The sequence below is a fragment of the Paraburkholderia sp. SIMBA_027 genome (assembly GCF_046535315.1).
In the GTDB taxonomy this organism is placed as follows: Bacteria; Pseudomonadota; Gammaproteobacteria; order Burkholderiales; family Burkholderiaceae; genus Paraburkholderia; species Paraburkholderia tropica.
This window is the reverse complement of sequence record NZ_JAWRWY010000003.1, coordinates 415,077-437,494: the sequence shown is the minus strand read 5'-3', so window position 1 is coordinate 437,494 and position 22,418 is coordinate 415,077. Positions and strand designations below refer to the sequence as shown.

The 22,418-nt window shown below is 65.7% G+C and carries 20 protein-coding genes; 7 read left to right on the top strand and 13 right to left on the bottom strand.

Annotated elements, in window-relative coordinates:
• Positions 1-8 precede the first annotated feature (8 nt).
• Both SB764_RS07600 and SB764_RS07595 read right to left on the bottom strand, forming a co-directional pair.
• Positions 9-965 (bottom strand): alpha/beta fold hydrolase, encoded by a 957-nt coding sequence (locus SB764_RS07600; RefSeq protein WP_410863103.1) that lies wholly within the window; start codon positions 963-965, stop codon positions 9-11.
• Positions 962-1,996 (bottom strand): M14 family zinc carboxypeptidase, encoded by a 1,035-nt coding sequence (locus SB764_RS07595; RefSeq protein WP_065057642.1) that lies wholly within the window; start codon positions 1,994-1,996, stop codon positions 962-964. Before SB764_RS07595 ends, SB764_RS07600 begins: the two co-directional genes overlap by 4 nt.
• 307 nt (positions 1,997-2,303) lie before the next feature.
• Here SB764_RS07595 and phnC point away from each other — a divergent pair, with 307 nt between their 5' ends.
• The 4 genes from phnC (at position 2,304) to SB764_RS07575 (ending at position 6,186) form a co-directional block, all read left to right on the top strand.
• Complete coding sequence (gene phnC / locus SB764_RS07590) at positions 2,304-3,185, top strand: phosphonate ABC transporter ATP-binding protein (RefSeq protein ID WP_181440933.1); 882 nt, start codon at positions 2,304-2,306, stop codon at positions 3,183-3,185.
• A 62-nt stretch (positions 3,186-3,247) separates the two neighbouring features.
• Positions 3,248-4,234, top strand: coding sequence for a phosphonate ABC transporter substrate-binding protein (gene phnD, locus SB764_RS07585; RefSeq protein WP_110325933.1), 987 nt, complete (start codon positions 3,248-3,250; stop codon positions 4,232-4,234).
• A 149-nt stretch (positions 4,235-4,383) separates the two neighbouring features.
• Positions 4,384-5,094: a phosphonate ABC transporter, permease protein PhnE gene (phnE, locus tag SB764_RS07580; RefSeq protein WP_234775126.1), complete on the top strand. Its 711-nt coding sequence runs from the start codon at positions 4,384-4,386 to the stop codon at positions 5,092-5,094.
• A 255-nt stretch (positions 5,095-5,349) separates the two neighbouring features.
• Positions 5,350-6,186 (top strand): EamA family transporter, encoded by an 837-nt coding sequence (locus SB764_RS07575; protein WP_065057640.1) that lies wholly within the window; start codon positions 5,350-5,352, stop codon positions 6,184-6,186.
• Positions 6,187-6,225: 39 nt separating this feature from the next.
• Here the strand turns inward: SB764_RS07575 and SB764_RS07570 are convergent, their stop codons facing one another.
• On the bottom strand, positions 6,226-8,067 hold the full coding sequence (locus tag SB764_RS07570; RefSeq protein ID WP_410863100.1) for a PLP-dependent aminotransferase family protein: 1,842 nt from the start codon (positions 8,065-8,067) through the stop codon (positions 6,226-6,228).
• A 124-nt stretch (positions 8,068-8,191) separates the two neighbouring features.
• On the opposite strand from SB764_RS07570, the gene gabT reads away from it, so the two are divergent.
• On the top strand, positions 8,192-9,484 hold the full coding sequence (gene gabT, locus SB764_RS07565) for a 4-aminobutyrate--2-oxoglutarate transaminase (protein ID WP_065057639.1): 1,293 nt from the start codon (positions 8,192-8,194) through the stop codon (positions 9,482-9,484).
• 195 nt (positions 9,485-9,679) lie between these two features.
• Positions 9,680-11,131, top strand: coding sequence for an NADP-dependent succinate-semialdehyde dehydrogenase (gene gabD, locus SB764_RS07560; protein ID WP_065057638.1), 1,452 nt, complete (start codon positions 9,680-9,682; stop codon positions 11,129-11,131).
• Between the two features lie 125 nt (positions 11,132-11,256).
• Here the strand turns inward: gabD and SB764_RS07555 are convergent, their stop codons facing one another.
• From SB764_RS07555 to cyoA, 6 genes are all read right to left on the bottom strand, one after another.
• Entirely contained in the window at positions 11,257-11,877 is a 621-nt protein-coding gene (locus tag SB764_RS07555) for a hypothetical protein (protein WP_065057727.1), read from the bottom strand.
• Positions 11,878-12,205: 328 nt separating this feature from the next.
• Positions 12,206-13,408 (bottom strand): 3-oxoadipyl-CoA thiolase, encoded by a 1,203-nt coding sequence (pcaF, locus tag SB764_RS07550; RefSeq protein WP_065057637.1) that lies wholly within the window; start codon positions 13,406-13,408, stop codon positions 12,206-12,208.
• Between the two features lie 315 nt (positions 13,409-13,723).
• Positions 13,724-14,041, bottom strand: coding sequence for a cytochrome o ubiquinol oxidase subunit IV (cyoD, locus tag SB764_RS07545; protein WP_065057636.1), 318 nt, complete (start codon positions 14,039-14,041; stop codon positions 13,724-13,726).
• Positions 14,042-14,653: a cytochrome o ubiquinol oxidase subunit III gene (gene cyoC, locus SB764_RS07540; protein WP_065057635.1), complete on the bottom strand. Its 612-nt coding sequence runs from the start codon at positions 14,651-14,653 to the stop codon at positions 14,042-14,044.
• Between the two features lie 3 nt (positions 14,654-14,656).
• On the bottom strand, positions 14,657-16,660 hold the full coding sequence (cyoB, locus tag SB764_RS07535; RefSeq protein ID WP_065057634.1) for a cytochrome o ubiquinol oxidase subunit I: 2,004 nt from the start codon (positions 16,658-16,660) through the stop codon (positions 14,657-14,659).
• Between the two features lie 6 nt (positions 16,661-16,666).
• Entirely contained in the window at positions 16,667-17,560 is an 894-nt protein-coding gene (cyoA, locus tag SB764_RS07530) for a ubiquinol oxidase subunit II (RefSeq protein ID WP_065057633.1), read from the bottom strand.
• A gap of 655 nt (positions 17,561-18,215) precedes the next feature.
• Here cyoA and SB764_RS07525 point away from each other — a divergent pair.
• Complete coding sequence (locus tag SB764_RS07525; RefSeq protein ID WP_074981269.1) at positions 18,216-19,040, top strand: IclR family transcriptional regulator; 825 nt, start codon at positions 18,216-18,218, stop codon at positions 19,038-19,040.
• A gap of 58 nt (positions 19,041-19,098) precedes the next feature.
• Here the strand turns inward: SB764_RS07525 and SB764_RS07520 are convergent, their stop codons facing one another.
• From SB764_RS07520 to phnF, 4 genes are all read right to left on the bottom strand, one after another.
• Entirely contained in the window at positions 19,099-19,992 is an 894-nt protein-coding gene (locus SB764_RS07520) for a LysR family transcriptional regulator (RefSeq protein ID WP_065057632.1), read from the bottom strand.
• A 142-nt stretch (positions 19,993-20,134) separates the two neighbouring features.
• The gene (gene phnN, locus SB764_RS07515; RefSeq protein ID WP_410863096.1) at positions 20,135-20,710 is read right to left on the bottom strand and encodes a phosphonate metabolism protein/1,5-bisphosphokinase (PRPP-forming) PhnN; all 576 of its coding nucleotides are present in this window, start codon (positions 20,708-20,710) and stop codon (positions 20,135-20,137) included.
• Positions 20,707-21,498, bottom strand: a complete 792-nt coding sequence (locus SB764_RS07510; protein ID WP_410863094.1) for a DUF1045 domain-containing protein — start codon at positions 21,496-21,498, stop codon at positions 20,707-20,709. Before SB764_RS07510 ends, phnN begins: the two co-directional genes overlap by 4 nt.
• A complete protein-coding gene (phnF, locus tag SB764_RS07505; RefSeq protein WP_065057629.1) occupies positions 21,495-22,250 on the bottom strand; it encodes a phosphonate metabolism transcriptional regulator PhnF in 756 nt (251 codons plus the stop codon). The genes SB764_RS07510 and phnF overlap by 4 nt, the downstream gene beginning before the upstream one ends.
• Positions 22,251-22,418 lie beyond the last annotated feature (168 nt).

Here is a 22,418-nt window from a genome sequence, read left to right as displayed (position 1 = left end):
GGCAATCGTCACGCCGGCGATGCTGGGCCGTCCGGGGCGGCGGCCGGATCGGTTCGCGGATCGGGCTGCGGATCGGCGGCCGCATCGGCTCGCGTATCGGCTCGCGTATCGACGTGCGCTGGCGCATCGGTCGCGGCGCTCGCGGGTTCGCTCGCCGGTTCGCTCGCGCAGATCGCATCGATGAGCCAGTGCGGGTCGTCGTGCGGCAGATCGTGGCCCGCCCACGGATGTTCGAGATGGCGCGCGTCCCACGCCTGCGCGAGCCGCGCCGAACACACGGGATTCACCAGTCGATCCGCACGCGACGACGCCACCAGCACCTCGCAACGCGGCACGCCGTGCGCCGAAAACCGCGCGGCGGCCCACAGCTGGCGCAGCGCGTTCGCGCGGCTCACCGGCGCGCTCGCGCGGATCGCGCGCCAGGTGTCGAGGTCGGCGGCGAGCGTATCGCGGCGCGCGCACGTCGCGGCATGAATGCGCGTCTCGGCCACGCCGATGCGGTCGCGCCCGCGCCAGTGCTGCGCCGCGTGCAGCAGCGCGGGCCACGCGGCGGGCCGCAGTCGTTCGTCGAAGCGGCTAAACGGCCGCATGCTCGTGTTCACCAGCACGAGTCGCGCGATCTCGGCCGGATAGCGCAGCGCCCACGCCGTCGCGACCATGCCGCCGAGCGACATCGCCAGCACGCGGTACGGCGGCGCGCCGTCGCCCTGCCCGAGCGCGCGCTGAAGCTCGCGGCGCACGGCGTCGACGTATTCGCTCACTTCGAGCGGCGAGATCGCGTGATGACGCGTGCCGTTGCCGGGAAGATCGACGGGCAGCACGGCGCCGCAACGCGCTTCGAGCAGCGACGCGAACGCGCCCCAATGACGCGATTCGCGCGTAAGGCCGCGCAGCAAAATCCACGGCGACGGATTCGCGTTCGGGTTCGGGTCCGGATTCGGGTCCGGATTCGAGTGCGCGCTCATACGCCGGGCCGCTGATACCAGTGTCCGATCGCGCTTTGCAGCACCTGCTGCCGCGCGACGCCTTCGGGCAGCCAGCGCTCGGACGAATACGCGGCGCGCGTGAGGAAATCGAACAGATTGGCGTGACGCCGCAGCACGCGCGCGGTGCGATGCTGCATCACCGGATTGAACATGCCCTGGCGCGAAAAAATCTGGCGCGGATTTTTCTTGATCCACAGCCACGAACCGAGTTCGAGCGTGAGCGGCAGAAACACATTCTCGGCGGGCGCGCGATCGTACGCGCAATCCCACAGATCGCCGTGCAGCAGATATTGATGGCTCTGCGGCTCGAACGTGTAACCGTGATGCGGATGCGCGCGTTCGAACAGGGTTTTCAGCACGTACATTTCAGGCAGATGACGCATGAGCTGGCGCGTGCGCGCGTACGGAAACCAGATGCTGTCGCTCCAGCCGTAACCCGAATGACAATCGAGCGCGAACGCGAGCGGCCGGTTCGTCAGTTCCTCGTCGACGACCTTGAGCAGCGCCGAGGCTTCGGTTTCCATCATCGCGCCGCGCCGTCCGCGATACCACGGCAGCCACGATCCCACGCGCTGGCCGCCGGCGAGAAAAGGCACGCGCTCGTCGGCGTCCTGCGGCGCGTTGCGCATCAGATCGACGCCGTTCGGATTGGCGCGCGTGGCGAGCCACATGCCGCCGGGGTTGACGATGGGCATCATCACGAGCCGCACCGATTCGAGCTGGCGCATCAGCAATTCGTCCCACGCGAGACGGCCCACGAGCGCGCGCATGTAATCGAGCACGAGCTGCGAGCCGATGCGCTCGAGCCCGTGAATGCCGCCGAAAAAACCGATCGCCGGCGCGTGCGGATCGCGCGAGCCCACGGCCGCCACGTAGAGCGAAAACGGCCGCCCGCGCACCTCGACCTCGCCCGCGCTGCGGATGTCGAACCAGGGCGAGCCCGCGTCGAGGAGCGTTTTCAGGTCCTCGTATTCGGCGAAGCTGTCGGGAAGGAAGCTCAGTGCCTGCATGGCGGCGCAAGTCGTCGCTCGTTCGGTTCAAGGGAAACAGCGCGGCATTCGAAAACCGGGGACAGCACATGCGTTTGCCAACAATATAGCCTTTTCATGCGGCAGATCGCGTGACATGTGCGAGACGTCACACAGATGTCATCACTTCGACTTGCGGGCTTCATTCGACGCGTTTTTCAGTTGTGTAGTCGTCTAGACGTCGCGATGCCTTCACTCAACCGTCATAGTCGCTTCCTAGAATGTCCCCGACTCGAGCACGGGACGCGTACGTCTCCCACTCGTCGGATGAATCAGGCAGGACGCTGACATGAGCGCGCAAATGGACGCAATTCGAATCGAACGACTGTCGAAGACTTTTGGACCGCAGCGCAAGGCGCTCGACGAAATCAACCTGCGCGTGGGCACGGGAGAAATGGTCGCGCTGATCGGCGCGTCGGGATCGGGCAAATCGACTTTGCTGCGCCATATCGCGGGCTTCGTCGCCGCCGATGCGCAGCCTTCGCGCATCGAGATTCTCGGCCGCCCGATCCAGCAGGACGGACGCATCGTGCGCGAAGTGCGCCGCATTCGCCGCGACGTCGGCTTCGTGTTTCAGCAATTCAATCTCGTGCATCGTTTGACCGTCGAGACCAACGTGCTGATCGGGGCGCTCGCGCGCCTGCCGCTGTGGCGCCGTCTCACGGGCCGCTTTCCGCGCAGCGAACGCGAACTGTCGATTGCGGCGCTTGCGGAAGTGGGCATCGCCGATAAAGCGTACGAGCGTGCCGCGAATCTCTCGGGCGGCCAGCAGCAGCGCGCCGCGCTCGCGCGTGCGCTGGTGCAGCGCGCGCGCCTGATCCTCGCAGACGAACCGATCGCCTCGCTCGACCCCGAATCGTCGCGCCGCGTGATGGACATGCTGCGCATGCTCAATCGCAATCACGGGCTTACGGTGGTGGTGTCGCTGCATCAGGTGGATATCGCCATGCAGTATTGCCCGCGCACGGTCGCGCTGCGCGACGGCCGCGTGGTCTACGACGGGCCGTCCGCCGCGCTCACGCCCGAGTTGCTGCAAAAGCTCTATGGCAGCGCGGCGCGCGAATTGCGCGACGCGGATGGCGCGCACGATCAGCCGCTGGAACAGCCGCTCGAACAATCACTGATGCAAGCGCACACGCAGCATTTCGGCGCGCAGCCGACGGCGGCCTAGCCTGCTTCACCGCATCGCACGCAAACGTTGTCTCTTCCCCAACGAACCGGACCGCCTCTCACATGAAACTGATCCGTGCCCTGCTTTCCTGCTGCGCCGCCGGCGCCGTGGCCTTCGCCGCGCTCGGCGCATCGGCCGCTCGCGCCGACGACCTGAGCTTCGGCATTATTTCGACCGATTCGTCAGCAGTCCTCAAGCAGCGCTGGCAACCGTTCATCGACGATCTGAATCGTCAGACGGGCCTGCACGTGAATGCGTTCTTCGCCACCGACTATTCGGGCATTATCGAAGCGATGCGCTTCAACAAGGTGCAGATCGGCTATTTCGGCAATGCCTCGGCGATGGAAGCCGTGGACCGCTCGAACGGCGAAGTGTTCGCGAAGGTGCTCTACGCGAACGGCGACACCGGCTACAAATCGGTGCTGATCACCAACGTGAACAGTCGCGTGAAGACGCTCGATGACGTATTCAAGAATCCTAAGGATCTCACGCTGGGCTGGGGCGATCCGAATTCCACGTCGGGCTCGCTGGTGCCGGGCTATTACCTGTTCGCGCAGCGCAATCTGCCCGTGAACGCGACCACGTTCAAGACCGTGCTGCCGTCGAGCCATGAAGCGAACCTGCTCGCCGTGGTGAACAACAAGGTCGATATCGCCACCAACAACACGATGGAACTGGCCACGCTGGCGCGCAAGCATCCTGATCGATTCAAGGAAGTACGCGTGCTGTGGACCTCGCCGCTGATTCCGTCCGATCCGCTCGTGATGCGCAAGGATTTGCCCGAAGCGACCAAACAGAAGCTGCGCGACTTCTTCTATCACTACGCGAAGACCGATCCGCGCGAGAAGAAAATCATGGCCGATATCACGGGCTACGCGGGCTTCGCGCCGTCGAGCGACGAGCAACTGCTGCCGATCCGCCAGATCGCGCTGTTCCAGCAGAAGCAGAAGATCGCCGCCGACACCCATCTCTCCGACGACGACCGCAAGAGCCAGATCGCGGCCATCGACGCGAAGATCGGCGCGCTCAACGCCCCGGCGAAACCGTGATGGGCGCGATGGACTTCGACGCCTCGCCGCTTGCTGCGCAGAACGCCCAGAACGTGCAGAACGTGCAGAACGCTGATACGAAAGCGCGCTTGCAAGCCGCCGCCAGCAAGCGCAGCTGGTCCTCGCTCGTGCTGTGGGCGCTGGTGCTGATGCTGCTCGGCGCGGCGTGGCGCGGCGCGGACATGCGCCCGCTCGACCTGCTCTCCGATTCGGCCAACATGGGCACCTTCGCGGAAGGCTTCTTTCCGCCCGACTTCCACGAGTGGCGCACCTACGTGCACGAGATGTGGGTGACCATCGCGGTCGCGCTCTGGGGCACGGCGCTCGCGATCGTCTGCGCGGTGCCGTGCGGGCTGATGTCGGCGCACAATCTCGCGCCGGCCTGGGTGCTGCATCCGGTGCGCCGGCTGATGGACGCGTGCCGCGCCATCAACGAGATGGTGTTCGCGATGCTCTTCATCGTGGCCGTCGGGCTCGGGCCGTTCGCGGGCGTGCTCGCGCTGTGGGTGCACACGACCGGCGTGCTCGCGAAGCTGTTCGCGGAAGCCGTCGAAGCCATCGATCCGCGTCCCGCCGAAGGCGTGCGCGCGACCGGCGCCACGCCGCTCGACGAAATCATCTACGGCGTGCTGCCGCAAGTCATGCCGCTGTGGATCTCCTACGCGCTCTACCGTTTCGAGTCGAACGTGCGCTCGGCGATGGTGGTGGGGATGGTCGGCGCGGGCGGCATCGGCGTCGTGCTCTACGAGGAAATCCGCTCGTTCGACTATCAGCAGACTTCCGCGGTGCTGATCATGGTCGTGGCCGTGGTGACGATCATCGATCTGGTGTCGGCGCGGCTGCGCGCGCGGGTGATCTGAGCGGCGCGCTTCCGGGCGCTGAAATCCCTTCTCGCTTCTCGACGCGAGCCCCCGTTCCGCGGCTCGCGTCGCGCTTTCCGGCCCCTCGCCACACGCCACTTTCAATTCACTGGCATCGCCCGGCATTCACTGGAATAATGGGAGGCTTGCGGCGATTTGCATCGCTTTGTGGCAAATTGTGGCATTCGTCACAGCGTGTCGCACTTTGCCTCTCCGTGCGCTCCCTTCCAACTGCCTCACCCGCGATCACTCTCGATGGCCAGTTTCGTCGTCCTGCTGGTTTTGCTCTCGGCGCTCATGCACGCGAGCTGGAATGCCTTCCTTCATCTCTCGAACGACCGCGTCTGGCTGCTCGGGATGTTCTCGGTGCCGTATGTGATCGTGAGCGCAATCGGCGTGTGCGTGCTGCCGCTGCCGGACGCCGCGAGCTGGCCCTATATCGGCGCTTCCGCCGTGCTCGAACTCGCGTACTGCTTCACGCTCGTGCGCGCCTATCGCAGCGGCGACTTCGGCCAGATCTACCCGATCGCGCGCGGACTCTCGCCCTTGCTGATTTCAGCGGGCGCGCTGGTGTTCGCGCACGAGGCACTGCACGCGGTGGCCGCGACGGGCGTGGTGCTGGTGTCGCTCGGCATCATGTCGCTGGCGTTCCGGCGCGGCATGCGCTTCTCGGGCGAAAGCGTGCCGTACGCACTGCTCACGGGCCTGTTCATCGCGGTCTATTCGATCGTCGACGGACTCGGCGCGCGCGCCGCCGGCAACGCGCTCAGCTACATCATGTGGGTGTATCTGCTCTGGAACGTGCCGCAATTTCTGATTGTCTGCAAACTGCGCGGCGGCGCGGCGCAGATGTTCACGTCGAAAGCCGCCGTCGCGCGCGGCATGCTCGCGGGCGTGCTCGCGCTCGTCGCGTACTGCTTCGTGATCGAAGCGTTCCGCTTCCTGCCGATCGCGATGGTCTCCGCGCTGCGCGAACTGTCGTCGATCTTCGCGGTGCTGATCGGCTGGCTCTTCATGAAGGAGCAGCTCACGGCGCGCCGCATGATCGCGTGCGCGCTCGTCACCTGCGGCGCGGTGCTGATCCGGCTCTGAACGCGCCTTCAACCCGCAAGGCGCCCGCGCACCCGGCGCTCAGGCGAACGTCGGCAAGGTTGCGTCGATGGCTTCGGCGAGCGTGTCGAACGCGGGCGCGATGTCCTCGTCGGGCACGCACGCATAGCCGATCAGCAAGCCCGACGCCGCACGCTCGCGCGCCGAGTAATACCCCGACAAGGGCCGCACGACGATGTTGCGCGCGAGCGCGGCCTCGGCCACGGCGCGGTCGTCGCTGCCTTCGGGCAACTGCATGACGACGTGCAGCCCCGCATCGCCGCCCAACGCAGGCAGCGCGTCGCCGTAACGGCGCGTGGCGGCGTCGAGCAGCGCCTGGCGCCGCTGGCCGTAAAGCGCGCGCATCTTGCGGATATGCGACGTGAAATGCCCCTCGGCGATGAACTCCGCCAGCACGGCCTGCTGCAGCAACTGCCCTTCGCGATACAGCTCCGCGCTCGCGGTGGCGAAGCTTTCGGCGAGCGGTTCGGGCGCAACCAGATAGCCGACGCGCAAGCCCGGAAACAGCGTCTTGCCGAAGCTGCCCACGTAGATCACCTGACCCGCCGTATCGAGCCCTTGCAGCGATGCGAGCGGCCGGCTGCCGTAGCGGAATTCGCTGTCGTAATCGTCCTCGATGATCCAGCATTGATGCTGGCGCGCGTACTCGAGCAACATGCGGCGGCGCGCGAGACTCATCACCATGCCGAGCGGATATTGATGCGACGGCGTGACGAGGATGAGCTTCGGCGGCGGCGCGGCGAAATCGGCGGCGGACGGGTTGAGACCCTCGCTGTCGACGGCGACCGGACGCGCCTTCAGCCCCGAGACGTGCAGCACGCTGCGCACGCCCCAGTAACAGGGGTCTTCGGTCCAGATGGTGTCGCCGGGATCGGACAGCAGCCGCACCGCGAGGTCGATCGACTGGTGGATGCCGGTCGTGATGATGATCTGCTCGGGCGAGCAGCGCACCGAACGCGAGGTGCGCAGATAGTCGGCGAGCACGTGACGCAGCAGCGCGAGGCCGCCGCCCGGCGCGTAGGTCAGCAGATCGGGGCGCAGGCTGCGCCAGTATTTGTTGTGCAGACGCGTCCAGACGCGCGCGGGAAAGCGCGAGACGTCGGGGACGCCGGGCATGAACGCGCCGCCCTGGCGCTTCGAGACGCCCGCGCCCGCGATCAGGCGCGCGCCGCGCGTGGACAAGGCGCGCGCGGCGGGGCGATGAAAAGGCGCGGTCGCGGGCAGGATGGGCGATGGGGTTTCGGGGGACGTTGCGGCGTGGGTTGCGGCGTGGGTTGCGGAAATCGTCGCGGAGGCGAGCGGCGCGTGGCCCGAGCCAATCGAACCGCCTCGGCCTGCCGAACCTGCCGAACCTGCCGAACCTGCCGAACCTGCCGCACCCGCCGAACCTGCCGCACCCGCCGAACCTGCCGAACCTGCCGCGCCGCGATCCGCCAGCCGATCCGCCTCGCTCCCCGCTCCGGCCAACCCCGCCGCGCCCTGCACGCCGGGGCTGTTAGTTGCAATCCCGCCGCCAATCGGCGCGGCTCCTGACTGGGACGCATTTTTCCGCCCATCGACAGAGCCAATTTCCGCCGCGCCGACGATCTCGTCCGGGGACGTATCGGCGACAAACGTGCCGCGTCCGGTCGCCGAGGTCACATAGCCTTCGAGCACCAATTGTTCGTAGACCTGCGTCACGGTATTGCGCGCGATCCCCAATTCCGCCGCCAGCAGCCGCGAGGACGGCACGCGCGCGCCCGCGGGCAGCTCGCGCGACAGGATCGCCTGCTGCAACAGCCGGTGCAACTGGCGATAGACGGGCTGTCCGCTGCCGCGCTCGATCCGCTGGGCCAGCCAGTCGGACAAGACACTCGCACGCATCGAAATTGGCTCCTATGAATTTATTTGAATGGCTCTGAAATTTAGAGCCAAACGTGAGTATAGTCGCGCCATGGACTGCTTGCCGGTCCACCAACCAATCCGAAAACCGAAGTTTGTGAAGGAGATGAACGTGAGCAAGAACGCCGATCTGCAGAGCCGCAAGGACGCCATCACGCCGCGCGGCGTGGGCGTCATGTGCAACTTCTACGCCGAGCGCGCTGAGAACGCGGAACTGTGGGACGTCGAAGGCCGCCGCGTCATCGACTTCGCCGCCGGCATCGCCGTGTGCAACACGGGCCACCGCCATCCGAAGATCGTCGCCGCCATCAAGGCGCAGCTCGACCGCTTCACGCACACCGCCTACCAGATCGTGCCGTACGAGTCGTACGTCTCGCTGGCCGAAAAGGTCGCCGCGCGCGCACCGGGCAGCTTCGCGAAGAAGGCCGCGTTCTTCACGACCGGCGCGGAAGCCGTCGAAAACGCCGTCAAGATCGCGCGCGCCTCGACCGGCCGTCCGGGCGTGATCGCCTTCGCGGGCGGTTTCCACGGCCGCACGATGATGGGCATGGCGCTCACCGGCAAGGTCGCGCCGTACAAGCTGAACTTCGGTCCGTTCCCGTCCGACGTCTACCACGCGCCGTACCCCAACGCGGTCCACGGCATCAGCACGGCCGACTCGCTCAAGCACATCGAGATGCTGTTCAAGGCCGACATCGATCCGAAGCGCGTCGCCGCGATCATCTTCGAACCGGTTCAGGGCGAAGGCGGCTTCTACCAGGCGCCGGCGGACTTCGTGCGCGGCCTGCGCAAGATCTGCGACACGCACGGCATCCTGCTGATCGCCGACGAAGTGCAAACGGGCTTCGCGCGCACCGGCAAGCTGTTCGCGATGGAACACTACGACGTCACGCCTGACCTCATGACGATCGCCAAGAGCCTGGCCGGCGGCATGCCGCTGTCGGGCGTGGTCGGCCGCGCGGAAGTCATGGACGCGGCAGCGCCCGGCGGCCTCGGCGGCACGTACGCGGGCAACCCGCTGGCCGTGGCGTCGGCGCACGCGGTGATCGAGATCATCGAAGAAGAAAAGCTCTGCGAGCGCGCCACGAAGCTCGGCGACAAGCTCAAGGCCAAGCTCAACGCGATGAAGGCGGAAGTGCCGCAAATCGCCGACGTGCGCGGCCCGGGCGCGATGAACGCCGTCGAATTCTGCAAGCCGGGCACGAGCGACGCCGACGCCGACTTCACGAAGCGCGTGCAGACCGCCGCGCTGAACCGCGGCCTGCTGCTGCTGGTTTGCGGCGTGTACTCGAACGTCGTGCGCTTCCTGTTCCCGCTGACGATCCAGGACAACGTGTTCGACGAAGCGCTCGCGATCCTCGAAGAGTCGATCAAGGAAGCCGTGGGCGTGCCGGCCTAAGCCTCGCACCTCGCCGCTCGCACCTCGCACCTCGCGCCTCACATCGCAACACCGGCCCGCCGCGCGGGGGCCATCCCCTGACGGCACACCGGCGCTTGCCGCTGTGCCGTTCGTCGTTGTGCGCCGCGCGCATTCGTCGCGCGCGCGCCAGCCACGTCAAACCGAAACGAATCGAAGCCTGTCGGGAGTTCCAGAATGAACCTGAAAGACGCATCGCTGCTGAAGAATCTGGCCTATATCAACGGCGAATGGCAAGGCGCCGAAGACGGCGCCACGCTCGACGTGACCAACCCCGCCACCGGCGCGCTGATCGGCACGGTGCCGCGCATGGGCGCCGCCGAAACGCGCCGCGCGATCGCCGCCGCGAACGCCGCGTGGCCGAAGTGGCGCGCGAAGACCGCGAAGGAGCGCAGCGTCATCCTGCGCAAGTGGCATGACCTGATGATGGAAAACGCCGACGATCTCGCGCTGATCCTCACGACCGAACAAGGCAAGCCGCTCGCCGAAGCGAAGGGCGAAATCGGCTACGCCGCTTCGTTCCTCGAATGGTTCGCGGAAGAAGGCAAGCGCATTTACGGCGATACGATCCCGACCGTCGCCAACGACAAGCGCCTCGTCGTGACGAAGGAAGCGATCGGCGTCTGCGCCGCGATCACGCCGTGGAATTTCCCCGCCGCGATGATCACGCGCAAGGTCGGCCCCGCGCTCGCCGCCGGCTGCCCGATCGTCCTCAAGCCCGCCGAAGCGACGCCGTTCTCGGCGCTCGCGCTGGCCGTGCTGGCCGAACGCGCGGGCGTGCCCGCGGGCATCTTCAGCGTCGTCACGGGCGACCCGAAGGCCATCGGCGGCGAACTGACGAGCAACCCGACCGTGCGCAAGCTGTCGTTCACTGGCTCGACGCCGGTCGGCCGCCTGCTGATGAGCCAGTGCGCCTCGACGGTCAAGAAGGTCTCGCTCGAACTCGGCGGCAACGCGCCGTTCATCGTGTTCGACGATGCCGACATCGACGCCGCCGTCGCGGGCGCGATCGCCTCGAAGTACCGCAACAGCGGCCAGACCTGCGTCTGCACGAACCGCTTCTACGTGCACGACGCCGTGTACGACACGTTCGCCGCGAAGCTCAAGGACGCGGTCGAAAAGCTCAAGGTCGGCCTCGGCACCGAGAACGGCGTGACGCAAGGCCCGCTGATCAACGAAGCGGCCGTGCTGAAGGTGGAATCGCATATCGAGGACGCGCTCGGCAAGGGCGCGCAGGTGCTGACGGGCGGCAAGCGCCACGCGCTCGGCCACGGCTTCTTCGAGCCGACCATCCTGACGGGCGTCACGCCCGCGATGAAGGTCGCGCGCGACGAAACCTTCGGCCCGCTCGCGCCGCTGTTCCGCTTCTCGTCGGACGAGGAAGTGATCAAGATGGCGAACGACACCGAGTTCGGCCTCGCCGCCTACTTCTACAGCCGCGACATCGGCCGCGTCTGGCGCGTGGCCGAAGCGCTCGAATACGGCATGGTCGGCATCAACACCGGCCTGATCTCGAACGAAGTCGCACCGTTCGGCGGCGTGAAGCAATCGGGCCTCGGCCGCGAAGGCTCGCACTACGGCGTGGACGATTACGTCGTCATCAAGTATCTGTGCATGGCGGGCATGTAATCCGCCTGCGCGTCGCGTCGACACCGCTCGACGCGACGTGCTCGCCGATGTAAAAAACGCCGGCGCATCGCGATCACTCGCGGTGCGCCGGCGTTGTCTTTTGCGAAGCCGGACGATGCGCGCGCTTATTCGGACGCGCCCACCGGCGTCACCTGCGTCGCGTAAGCGGACACGAACACGGCGTGCACCATGTCGCCCACTTTCAGGCTCTTGAGATCGATATCCGACGGCGCTTCGAGCGTGACCGTCTGATACGCGCCGCGCAGCGTCACCTCACGCTTCTTCACATTGATGTGCTGCACCGTCGCCTGCACCTCGACCTGGCGCGCGGCGTCGTATCCCGACGAAGCGGGCAGATAGACGTTGGTATCCACGCGCTTGCGGATGCCCTTGTCGCTGCCGGTCACCTTATTCGCCGTCACGAGCAGCGCGTTCTTGTAGAGCACGTCGACGGTATCGCCCACGTTCAGTTGATCGAAATTGCCGACCTGCGGGCTGAGCGCGATATCCACGTCGTTGCCGCGCGGACCGCGCAGCGTGACCACGCGCGCGGCACGGTCGATCCCGACGATCTTCGCCTTCAGATGCACCGGCGGCACATTGGCGATGATCGCCTGCGCCGCGCCCGCCAGCGCCGTTTGTCCGCCCGCCTGATCGGGCTGCGCGGGTTGCTCGTTTTGCGCCCACGCCGCCTGGCCGGCGGCCACGCCCATCACCATTGCTGCTGCCAAAGTCGCTGCCTTCATCATCCGCGGTCTCCTTGAAAGACGGGGTTTGAATCACGATGCAACGGGAATGCGATCTATCCGCGACCAACTTACGACCGGCGATCTCGCGCCGATGTGGAGGCGATTTTACGCGCGGCTTTCTGAACGAGCGTCGTAACTGTCCGCGTCCGGTATCAGGGTATTCGTGTTGGATGCAGGACTACGACCGGCAAGCGCCAGGAATTGGACTTCGCGCAAATCAGCGGACAATCGGGACGAAAAAAAACCGCGAACCCGAAGGTTCGCGGTTTGGCGCAATTGGTGCGGCGCGGCTTGTTTTAAAACATCGCCGCGTGAAGCCGCCGGCTTAGATGCGCTCGATGGCGATGGCGATGCCCTGCCCGACGCCGATACACATCGTGCACAGCGCGAAACGGCCATTGGTGCGATGCAGTTGATACATCGCCGTGGTCACGAGGCGCGCACCGCTCATGCCGAGCGGATGGCCCAGCGCGATTGCGCCGCCGTTCGGGTTGACGCGCGCGTCGTCGTCGGCCACGCCGAGCATGCGCAGCACCGCGAGGCCTTGCGAAGCGAACGCTTCATTGAGCTCGATCACGTCGAACTGATCGATCGTCATGTTCAGACGCGCGAGCAGCTTTTGCGTGGCCGGTGCCGGGCCGATGCCCATTACGCGCGGCGCGACGCCCGCGGTGGCGATGCCGAGCACGCGTGCACGCGGCGTGAGGCCGAAGCGCCTGGCGTTTTCTTCGTTCGCGAGCAGCAGCGCGCAGGCGCCGTCGTTCACGCCCGAGGCGTTGCCGGCCGTGACCGAGCCGTCCTGGCCCACGACGCCCTTTAGCTTCGCGAGCGCTTCGAGCGTGGTTTCACGCGGATGCTCGTCGCGCGACACCACGAGCGGATCGCCCTTCTTCTGCGCGATCGAGACCGAGACGATTTCCTGCGCGAGCGTGCCGTCGGCGATGGCGCGCGCGGCCTTCAACTGGCTGCGCAGCGCGAAGGCGTCTTGATCGGCGCGGCTGATGTTGTAGTCGACCGCGACGTTTTCAGCCGTTTCCGGCATCGAGTCGACGCCGTATTGCTGCTTCATCAGCTTGTTGACGAAGCGCCAGCCGATGGTCGTGTCGTAGATGGCGGCGTCGCGCGCGAACGCGGTCGCGGCCTTGCCCATGACGAACGGCGCGCGGCTCATGCTTTCCACGCCGCCCGCGATCATCAGGCCCGCTTCGCCCGACTTGAGCGCGCGCGCGGCGATGCCGACGGCGTCCATGCCCGAGCCGCAGAGACGATTGACGGTCGAGCCCGGCACGGCCTGCGGCAGGCCCGCCAGCAGCGACGACATACGCGCGACGTTGCGGTTGTCCTCGCCGGCCTGGTTCGCGCAGCCGTAGATCACGTCGTCGATCGCGGCCCAGTCCACTTCCTTGTTGCGCTCCATGAGCGCCTTGAGGGGCACGGCGCCGAGGTCGTCGGCACGAACCGGGGAAAGCGCGCCCGCATAGCGGCCGATCGGCGTGCGAATCGCGTCGCAGATGAAAGCTTCCGTCATTGAAGTCTCCTGTCGATCCCGGCGCGAGCGTGGCGGCTCGACCCGAATCTCATGTCAAGCTGATTGAGATAGACGGACTGCGCGGGCGAAAAGGAGGGATCGAACGCGCACGTCCTCGTGCGTGATGTTCGATATGCGAACTCATGGTCGATAATCGAACATTTGGCGCCCATGATAGGCGTCGCGGCGCGCGGGTGTCAAGCGCGCATCCGGTCCATAAAGCGCAGACAAAACGGCAACGGCCGCACAGATCAAAGAACTGTGCGGCCGTTGCGGGAAGTGCCTGCGCGCCGGACGAGGCGCGCGCGATGACGCTTAGCGCGACATCATGTTCATGCTGACGTTATGCATGACCCAGATCGTGCCGAAGATCAGGAACGCAGCGGCCAGCACAGTATAGGCGAGCGACAACACGTTCCAGCCCTGCCCCGACGAGTTCAGATGCAGGAAGAACACGAGGTGGACGACGACCTGCACGAAGGCCAGCACGGCGATTGCGATCAGGGCGGTGCTGGCGTCCAGCGAACCGTGCAGCACGATGCCGAACGCGCCGGCGGTCAGCAGCACCGAGAGAATGAAGCCGGTTGCATAGCTGCTGAGGCTGCCATGGGCTTCTGCTTGAGGATGAGCCATTTAGAGCACGCTCCCGAGGTAGACAAAAGAAAACACGCAGATCCAGACCACGTCCAGAAAGTGCCAGAAGAGGCTGAGGCACGTGAGACGGCGGATCGCCTGATCGTCGAGTTGCGGACGGCGCATCACCTGCACCATCAACACGACCATCCAGACGAGGCCGAAGAACACGTGCAGACCGTGCGTGCTCACCAGCGCGAAGAACGACGAGAGGAACGCGCTGCGTTGCGGACCCGCGCCTTCGGCGATCAGGTGCGAGAACTCGTTGAGTTCGAGCCCGAGGAACGCCAGGCCGAGCACGAAGGTCACCGCCAGCCAGCCGAGCACCGCGCCGCTCTTGCGGCGGTGCGCGGCCAGCATCGCGAAACCGTAGGTGATGCTCGACAGCAGCAGTGCCGCCGTTTCGACCGCGACATCGCCGATCTTGAACAGGTCCTTGCCCGTGGGGCCGCCCGCAAACTGATGGCCGAGCACGCCGAACGTGGCGAACAGCGACGCGAACAGAATGCAGTCGGTCATCAGGTACACCCAGAAGCCGAACACCGAGTTCGAAGGCGGATGATCGTCGTGATCGAGATCGGCGAGCGTTGCCGTATGAGTTTTCTGTAACATCGTTTAAGCCTCCAGCGCTTCCATTTCGCGCTCGGCGGCAACCGCCGCGCGATGGCGCTTCTCTTCGATCTCGCGGACCTTGGCGGCCGGAATGTAGTAGCCGTCGTGCTTGCCGAAGCTATGCACCGCAACCGTCACGACGATGGCGACGAGCGCGAGCACGGCGAGCCACGTGATGTGCCAGATGCCCGCGAAGCCCAGCACCAGGCTGAACATGCCGATCAGGAAACCCGACGCCGTGTTCGACGGCATATGGATGTCCTGGTACTTCGCCGCGAGACCGAGGCCACGACCCGTTTCCTTCATGTGCGTGAAGGCGTCGATGTCATGCACCTGCGGGATGACCGCGAAGTTGTAGACCGGCGGCGGCGACGAAATCGACCATTCGAGCGTGCGCGCGCCCCACGGATCGCCATCGACGTCCTGGCATTCCGCCTTGTTGCGGTTCACGAACGCCATCACCCATTGCAGCACCTGGAACACCACGCCCAGCGCGATGATCGCCACACCGACGGCCGCCACGATGAACAGCGGATGCCATGCCGGATTGTCGTAGTGGTTCAGACGGCGCGTGGCGCCCATGAAGCCGAGCACGTACAGCGGCACGAAGGCCACGTAGAAACCCACGAACCAGCACCAGAACGACGCCTTGCCGAGCTTCTCGTTGGGCTTGATGCCGAACACCTTCGGGAACCAGTAGTGCAGGCCCGCGAGGTAGCCGAACACCACGCCGCCGATGATGGCGTTGTGGAAGTGAGCCACGAGGAACAGCGAGTTGTGCAGCACGAAGTCCGCGCCCGGGATGGCCATCATCACGCCGGTCATGCCGCCGATCGAGAAGGTGACCATGAAGCCGATGGTCCACAGCACGGGTGCGGTGAATTCGATGCGGCCGCGATACATCGTGAACAGCCAGTTGAAGATCTTCACGCCCGTTGGGATCGCGATGATCATGGTCATGATGCCGAAGAACGCGTTGACGTCGGCGCCCGAGCCCATCGTGAAGAAGTGGTGCGCCCACACGAGGAACGCGAGAATCATGATGACGCACGAGGCGTAGACCATCGTCTTGTAGCCGAACAGCGGCTTCTTCGAGAACGTGGCCATGACTTCCGAATAGATACCGAACGCGGGCAGCACGAGGATGTACACCTCGGGGTGGCCCCACGCCCAGATCAGGTTCAGATACACCATCGGGTTGCCGCCGCCGTCATTCGTGAAGAAGTGCGTGCCGACGTAGCGGTCGAGGCCGAGCAGCGCGAGCGCGATCGTGAGGATCGGGAACGTTGCCATGATCAGCACGTTTGAGCACAGCGCGGTCCACGTGAACACCGGCATCTTCATCAGGCTCATGCCCGGCGCGCGCATCTTGATGATCGTGACGAAGAAGTTGATCGCCGTGATCAGCGTGCCGACGCCCGAGAGCTGCAACGCCCAGATGTAATAGTCGACCCCGACGCCTGGACTGTATTGCAACTCAGACAGCGGCGGATACGCGAGCCAGCCCACCTGCGCGAACTCGCCGATCACGAGCGACAGGTTCATGAGGATCGCGGCAATCGCCGTCATCCAGAACGACAGCGAGTTCAGGAACGGGAACGCGACGTCGCGCGCGCCGATCTGCAGCGGCACCACGATGTTGAACAGCCCGACCATGAGCGCCATCGCCATGAAGAAGATCATGATGACGCCGTGCGCCGTGAAGATCTGGTCGTAATGGTGCGGCGGCAGATAGCCCGGCGCATCGAACGCCAGCGCCTGCTGGATACGCATCATGACCGCGTCGGCGAAGCCGCGCACGAGCATGAGCACGGCGACGATCATGTACATCACGCCGATGCGCTTGTGGTCCACGCTCGTGAACCACTCGTTCCACAGATACTTCCACTTGCCCGTCACGGTGACGAGGCCGAACACCGCGAGCACGATCAGCGCCATGAACGCGGCCGCGCCCATGATGATCGGCTGATCGAATGGAATCGCCTCTAATGTAAGTTTGCCGAACATGCCTGCTTACCCCTTGGTCGCGCACGACGGGTCACTGAAATTCGTGACGTGGCCGTTGTTGTACTTCGCGATGATGTTGTTGAAGAGCTTCGGGTCGACCGTCGAGAAGTACGCCACCGGCGCCTTTTCCTGCGGCTGCGCGACGCTCGCGTACTGGTCCATCGTGAGGTCGGCGCGCGACGCCTTGACCTTCTGGACCCACGCGTCGAAGTCCTGCTGGCTCGTGGCGATCGTGCGGAACTTCATGTCGGAGAAGCCCCGGCCGCTATAGTTGGACGAGATGCCCGCGTAGTCGCCCGCATGGTCGGCGATCAGGTGCAGGCGCGTTTGCATGCCCGCCATCGCGTAGACCTGGGTGCCCAGTTGCGGGATGAAGAACGAGTTCATCACCGAATCCGACGTGATGCGGAAGTTCACCGGCGTACCCACCGGCACGGCGAGCTGGTTGACCGACGCGATGCCGAGGTCCGGGTAGATGAACAGCCATTTCCAGTCGAGCGCGACGACTTCGACGTTGATGGGCTTCGTGTTCGACTCGAGCGGCTTGTAGGGGTCGAGCTCGTGCGTGGTCTTCCACGTGAGGATGGCGAGGAACAGGATGATGATGGCCGGAATGGTCCAGACCACCACTTCGATCGCGGTGGAGTGCGCCCACTTGGGTGCGTAGGTGGCGTCGCGGTTCGACGCTCGATAGCGCCAGGCGAAGTAGAGCGTCAGCAGGATGACGGGCACCACGACGAGCAGCATGGCCCATGTTGCCGTGGCGATGAGTTCTTTTTCGGCCACGCCCACGCTGCCCTTGGGATCGAGCAGAACCATGTTGCCGCTACATCCCGCGAGGGAGACGAGCAGCCCGCTGCCGAGGGGGATTAACCACCTTTTGAAGGCCTTTCTCTTCATAATTGCCTGATTTTCCGTTGAACCACTTTCGACGCTTCACACATTCGCTTCGCGATAAAACCGCTATGCAAAATGCACCCGTATCGTATTTGGCGAAATTCTACGGAAAGGAACTATTCGAAAATTTGATCCTCGCCAAGGTTTATCAAATGCGACAAATCTCGCCCGGCCAGGCGCGACGGAAAGACGCAAATATCTTTCAATTTGCTTTCTTGCCTTGAAGGCGGCGCGGGCGCGGGGCTGCGCCCGCCTGCCTGGCCGCAAAGACGGCGCTCGACGCCATCCAGGCGATCACCCGACGCGAGCCGGATGCCCACCCGGCGCAGCCTGAATGCGACCCATTCGGTTTCGCCCTGAATTCGGAAAAAACGCCCGATTACCGGCGTCGATTTAATTAGCCGAGTTAATCACGCCGGCAATGCATTTATCCGATAAAAACTTCGCAATATCGCGCGGAGAAAATATCGTCAATGTGCTTATTCGGCTCAAAAATTGAGCTAAATCAAATCTACGGATAAAATGCGTGGACGTGCCGCATGCTCGCGTCAAGCCGCCGCAGCTTTTCCCTATGTCTGTTGGCGAAACAATGCGCTTGCGCTATCGTGATGGGTTACCCACGCGCCGCCTCCCGCCCTTGATCCGACGCCACGATGCCATGACTTCCGCCACCAGCGCCTCGCCCGACCGTTCCGACGAGCAGCCGGACACGCCCGAAAAGCCGGGCGACTCCTACGTGCAGTCGTTCGCGCGCGGACTCTCCGTGATCCGGGCGTTCAACGCCGCGCACCCCGAGCAGACGCTCACCGACGTCGCCGCCGCCACCGGCCTCACGCGCGCGGGCGCGCGCCGCATCCTGCTCACGCTGCAGACGCTCGGCTACGTCGAGGCCGAAGGCCGGCTGTTCCGGCTCACGCCCAAGATTCTCGACCTCGGCTTCGCGTACCTCACGTCGATGCCGTTCTGGAATCTGGCCGAGCCGGTCATGGAAGAACTCTCGGCCACGGTCCACGAAAGCTGCTCGGCGGCGGTGCTCGACCGCACCGAAATCGTCTACGTGCTGCGCGTGCCCACGCACAAGATCATGACGATCAACCTCTCGATCGGCAGCCGCCTGCCCGCCTATTGCACGTCGATGGGCCGCGTGCTGCTGGCCGCGCTCGACGACGACGCGCTCGACGCCACGCTCGGCGCCTCGCCGCTCTATGCGCACACGCCGCGCACCGTCACCGACAAGGACGAGCTCAAGAAGATCATCGCGCAGGTGCGCGCGCAGGGCTGGGCGATCGTCGATCAGGAACTGGAAGGCGGGCTGATCTCGATTTCCGCGCCGATCCGCAACCGCCAGGGCCGCGTGATCGCCGCGATGAACATCAGTGGCAACGCCCAGCGCACGAGCGCGAAGCAGATGGTCAAGACCTTCCTCGATCCGCTTCAGCAAGCTGCGCAGCGCGTCTCCGGCATGGTTTCGCGGCGCACCTGAATCGCCACGGCGGCGCCGCTTCGACTTCAACGCGCTTCGGCGTCAAGCCACCTCGACCTCAACCCGCGTCGGCGAACGCCTGCACGAGCCAGTCGGCGAACGCGCGCACGCGCAGCGCCAGTTGCCGACTTTGCGGATACAGCACCGACACCGGCATCGGCGGCGGCGGCTGGTCCGCCAGCACGACGCACAGCTCGCCGTTGGCCAGTTGCTCGCGCACGCGATAGCGCGGCACCTGCACGAGCCCCAGTCCCGCGACCGCGCCCGCCGTGTACAACTCCGCGCCGTTCACCGCCACCGGTCCGGGCAGCGTGATGTTGCGCACGCCGTCGGGCAACGCGAATTCGAGCGGATGCGCGCGCCCCGAGGCCGGCGAGAGATAGTTGACGGCCTGATGGCCGTCGAGCAGCGCATCGATCGACGCCGGATCGCCGTGACGTTCCAGATACGCGGGACTCGCGCACGTCACCTGTTCGAGCAGCGCCACGCGCCGCGCGACCATCGACGAATCGGCCAGCTCGCCCGCACGCAGCACACAGTCGATGCCCTCGCGCACCAGATCCACGAAATGATCGCCCGAGCCGATGAACAGCTCCACGCGCGGATAACGCGCGAGAAACTGCCCGAGACGCGGCATCACGAAGTAGCGCGCGAGCGTCTCCTGCATGTTCACGCGCAGACGGCCTTGCGGGTCGGTCTCGCGGAACGCTTCCTCGGTTTCCTCGAGGTCGGCGAGCAGGCGCGTGCAGCGTTGATAGTAGGCGTCGCCGTCGTGCGTGGGCTTCACGTGGCGCGTGGTGCGTTCGAGCAGACGCACGCCGAGACGGGTCTCGAGGCGCTTGATCGAATTGGTGACGGTGGCGCGCGGCAGGTTCAGATCCTCGGCCGCCTGCGTGAAGCTGCGGCGGTCGACGATGCGCGTAAAGATCTGCATCTCCTGGAAACGGTCCAAGGGCGTTCTCGTTGGGGTTTGCGCTTGATTCGCGGGGGCGCCTGCATCTTCTCACGCCATTCTGGGGCGGCCAAAAATAACGCGCACCGCAACGCACGCCACCCGCCGTTCAAGGCCCGCACGATGCCGCGCTAGTCGAGCGCTAGTCCAGCGCCACCCGCTGCACGGCGCGCACGAAGGCGGCGCCCGCCTCGTCGAGACGGTCCGAGTTGTCGATGCGCGTGAGCGACGCGCTCTCGGGCACGTCGAACGGCGCGCGCCGCGCCAGCCGCGCGGCGACCTGCTCGGGCGTCTCTCTCGCGCGCGAAGCGAGGCGCGCGGCGAGCACGTGCGGCGCGGCCTCCACATGCACGAGCGTCATGCGCGGATAACGCGCGAGCGCCTCGGCCACGTAGGCACGCGAGCCGTTCAGGACCACCGTGCAGCCGAGCGCCAGCCACTGGTCGATTTCCACGCCGATGCCGTAACGCAGCGCATGGCTGCGCCATTGCAGCGCGAACAGGCCGCGCTTCGAACGCGATTCGAATTCGGCATCGGTCAGCGCGATGTGATTCTCGGGCCCGCCGTCCTCGCGCGTGATGTAGCGATGCGCGAACACCACGCCTTCGCTCGCGAGACGCGCGCGCGCATAGCCGAGCAGCGTGTCCTTGCCCGCGCCCGACGGGCCCATCACATAGATCAGGCGTGTGGCCGCGAGTGGTGTCGTCGGAATGGTCATGCGCGTGCTCCCGGCGCGAAGGCCGCGCGCCGCCACAACGCGAACGGCGCGCCCGGTCGCGGCTCCACATAAAGCGCCACGCCATGCACGGGCAGCGCGCCCGCGTCGCGCATCCGCGCGTTCCAGGCCTGCGTGAGTTGCGTGCGCGTGTCGCTGTCGTCGAGCGAATCGGGAAGCGAATCGGGGAGCGAATCGGGGAGCGAATCGGAGAGCGTCATGTGAAAGCGGAATTCGTCGAACACATATGGATAGCCCCAGTGCTCGACGTACTCGCGCTGACGTTGCGTAAGCGGCGCGTCGAGCCGTTTCGCGAGTTCGGCGGCCGTCTGCGTGGCGCGTAACGGAGCGAGCGTGCGCAGCGCGTCGGCGGCGAGTTCGCGCAAGGCGTCCGCGCCGCGTTCGTCGGCGGCGCGCAGCGCGACGAAGCGGCCCAGCGTGGCCGCTTCCGCCGCCACCTCGAACGCCGCGCGCCGGGCGGCCCACGCCTGCACCGCGGCGCACAGCGCTTCGGGCGTCACGCCCGCGGCCAGACGAAACGGCGGCACCAGCGTGCCGTGCCAGCCGTAGCGGCGCGGCGCGGCAGTGAGCGCATCGAGCGGCCTCGCCAGTCCGTCGATCAGCGGCGGCGTCAGCGTCTCGCCGCTTTCCGGATCGCGTCCGAGCCACGCACAGCCCGCGCGCCACCAGGCCGATTCGCGCGGCGGCGCGTAATAGAGCGCGAAACGCGTGGACCCGGTCCAGCTTTCCTCCGCGAGCGTCGCGGCCCGCAACGCCTGGAGCGAACTCATAGGTCGTGCTCCACCATCAGTTGCACGCGATCGGCCGCGAAGTGCGTGATGCCGTATTTGATCGGCGTGCCGTCGAGATCGACGTCGACGTTTTCCACCCACAGCACCGGCTGCTGGCGATTGATGTTCAGCCGCCGCGCCACTTCCGGCTCGGGCAGCACGCTGCCGATACGGCTCCACTTGCGCAGATAGTCGGTCACGCCGAATTCGGCGAGCGCCTTCGAGGTGCTGTCCACGCGCTCCATGACGGCGGGCAGATCGGCGAAACGCGCGGCCGGATACCAGCTGCGCGCGTAGGTGAGCGGCACGCCGTCCGACTCGTGCAGCGTTTCCAGCCGATAGACCAGCGCGCCCGCACGCAGCCCGAGCGCCTTCGCCGCCGTGGGATCGGCTTTCACGCGCGACGAGGCGAGCAGCCGCCCCACCGCCGAATGCTGATGACGCTGCAGATTCTCCGTAAAGCGCGTGCGCTTGCCGATGCTGTAGTCGATCGCGCCGGGCTGCACGAAGGTGCCGCGCCCCTGCTCGACGCTCACGAGCCCGAGCGCCGCGAGACCCAGCATCGCGCGCCGCACCGTGTGGCGATTCACGTCGAAACGCCGCGCCAGTTCGCCTTCGCTCGGCAGGCGGCCGTCCTCTCCGAAACCCTTCGCCGCGATCTCCGCCGCGAGAATCTGCTCGATCTGCCGCCACACCGCCACGCCCGCGCCGCGTTCGAGCGTGCTGTGCGCCGCCTCGTCGTTCGATGTCATGGTGCTGTCATTCCTCTGGTTTCAAATACCGTTTTGCGCATTGTAGTGCGCAAGGCGTGATGGAAATATGAAAACGCCCCGTGCGCCGGATCGGGTCGACTGTACGACCAAACGTCTAGACGTTTAGATGAATAGATGCTCAAATGTCTAGCCTCGATCCGGCAAGAA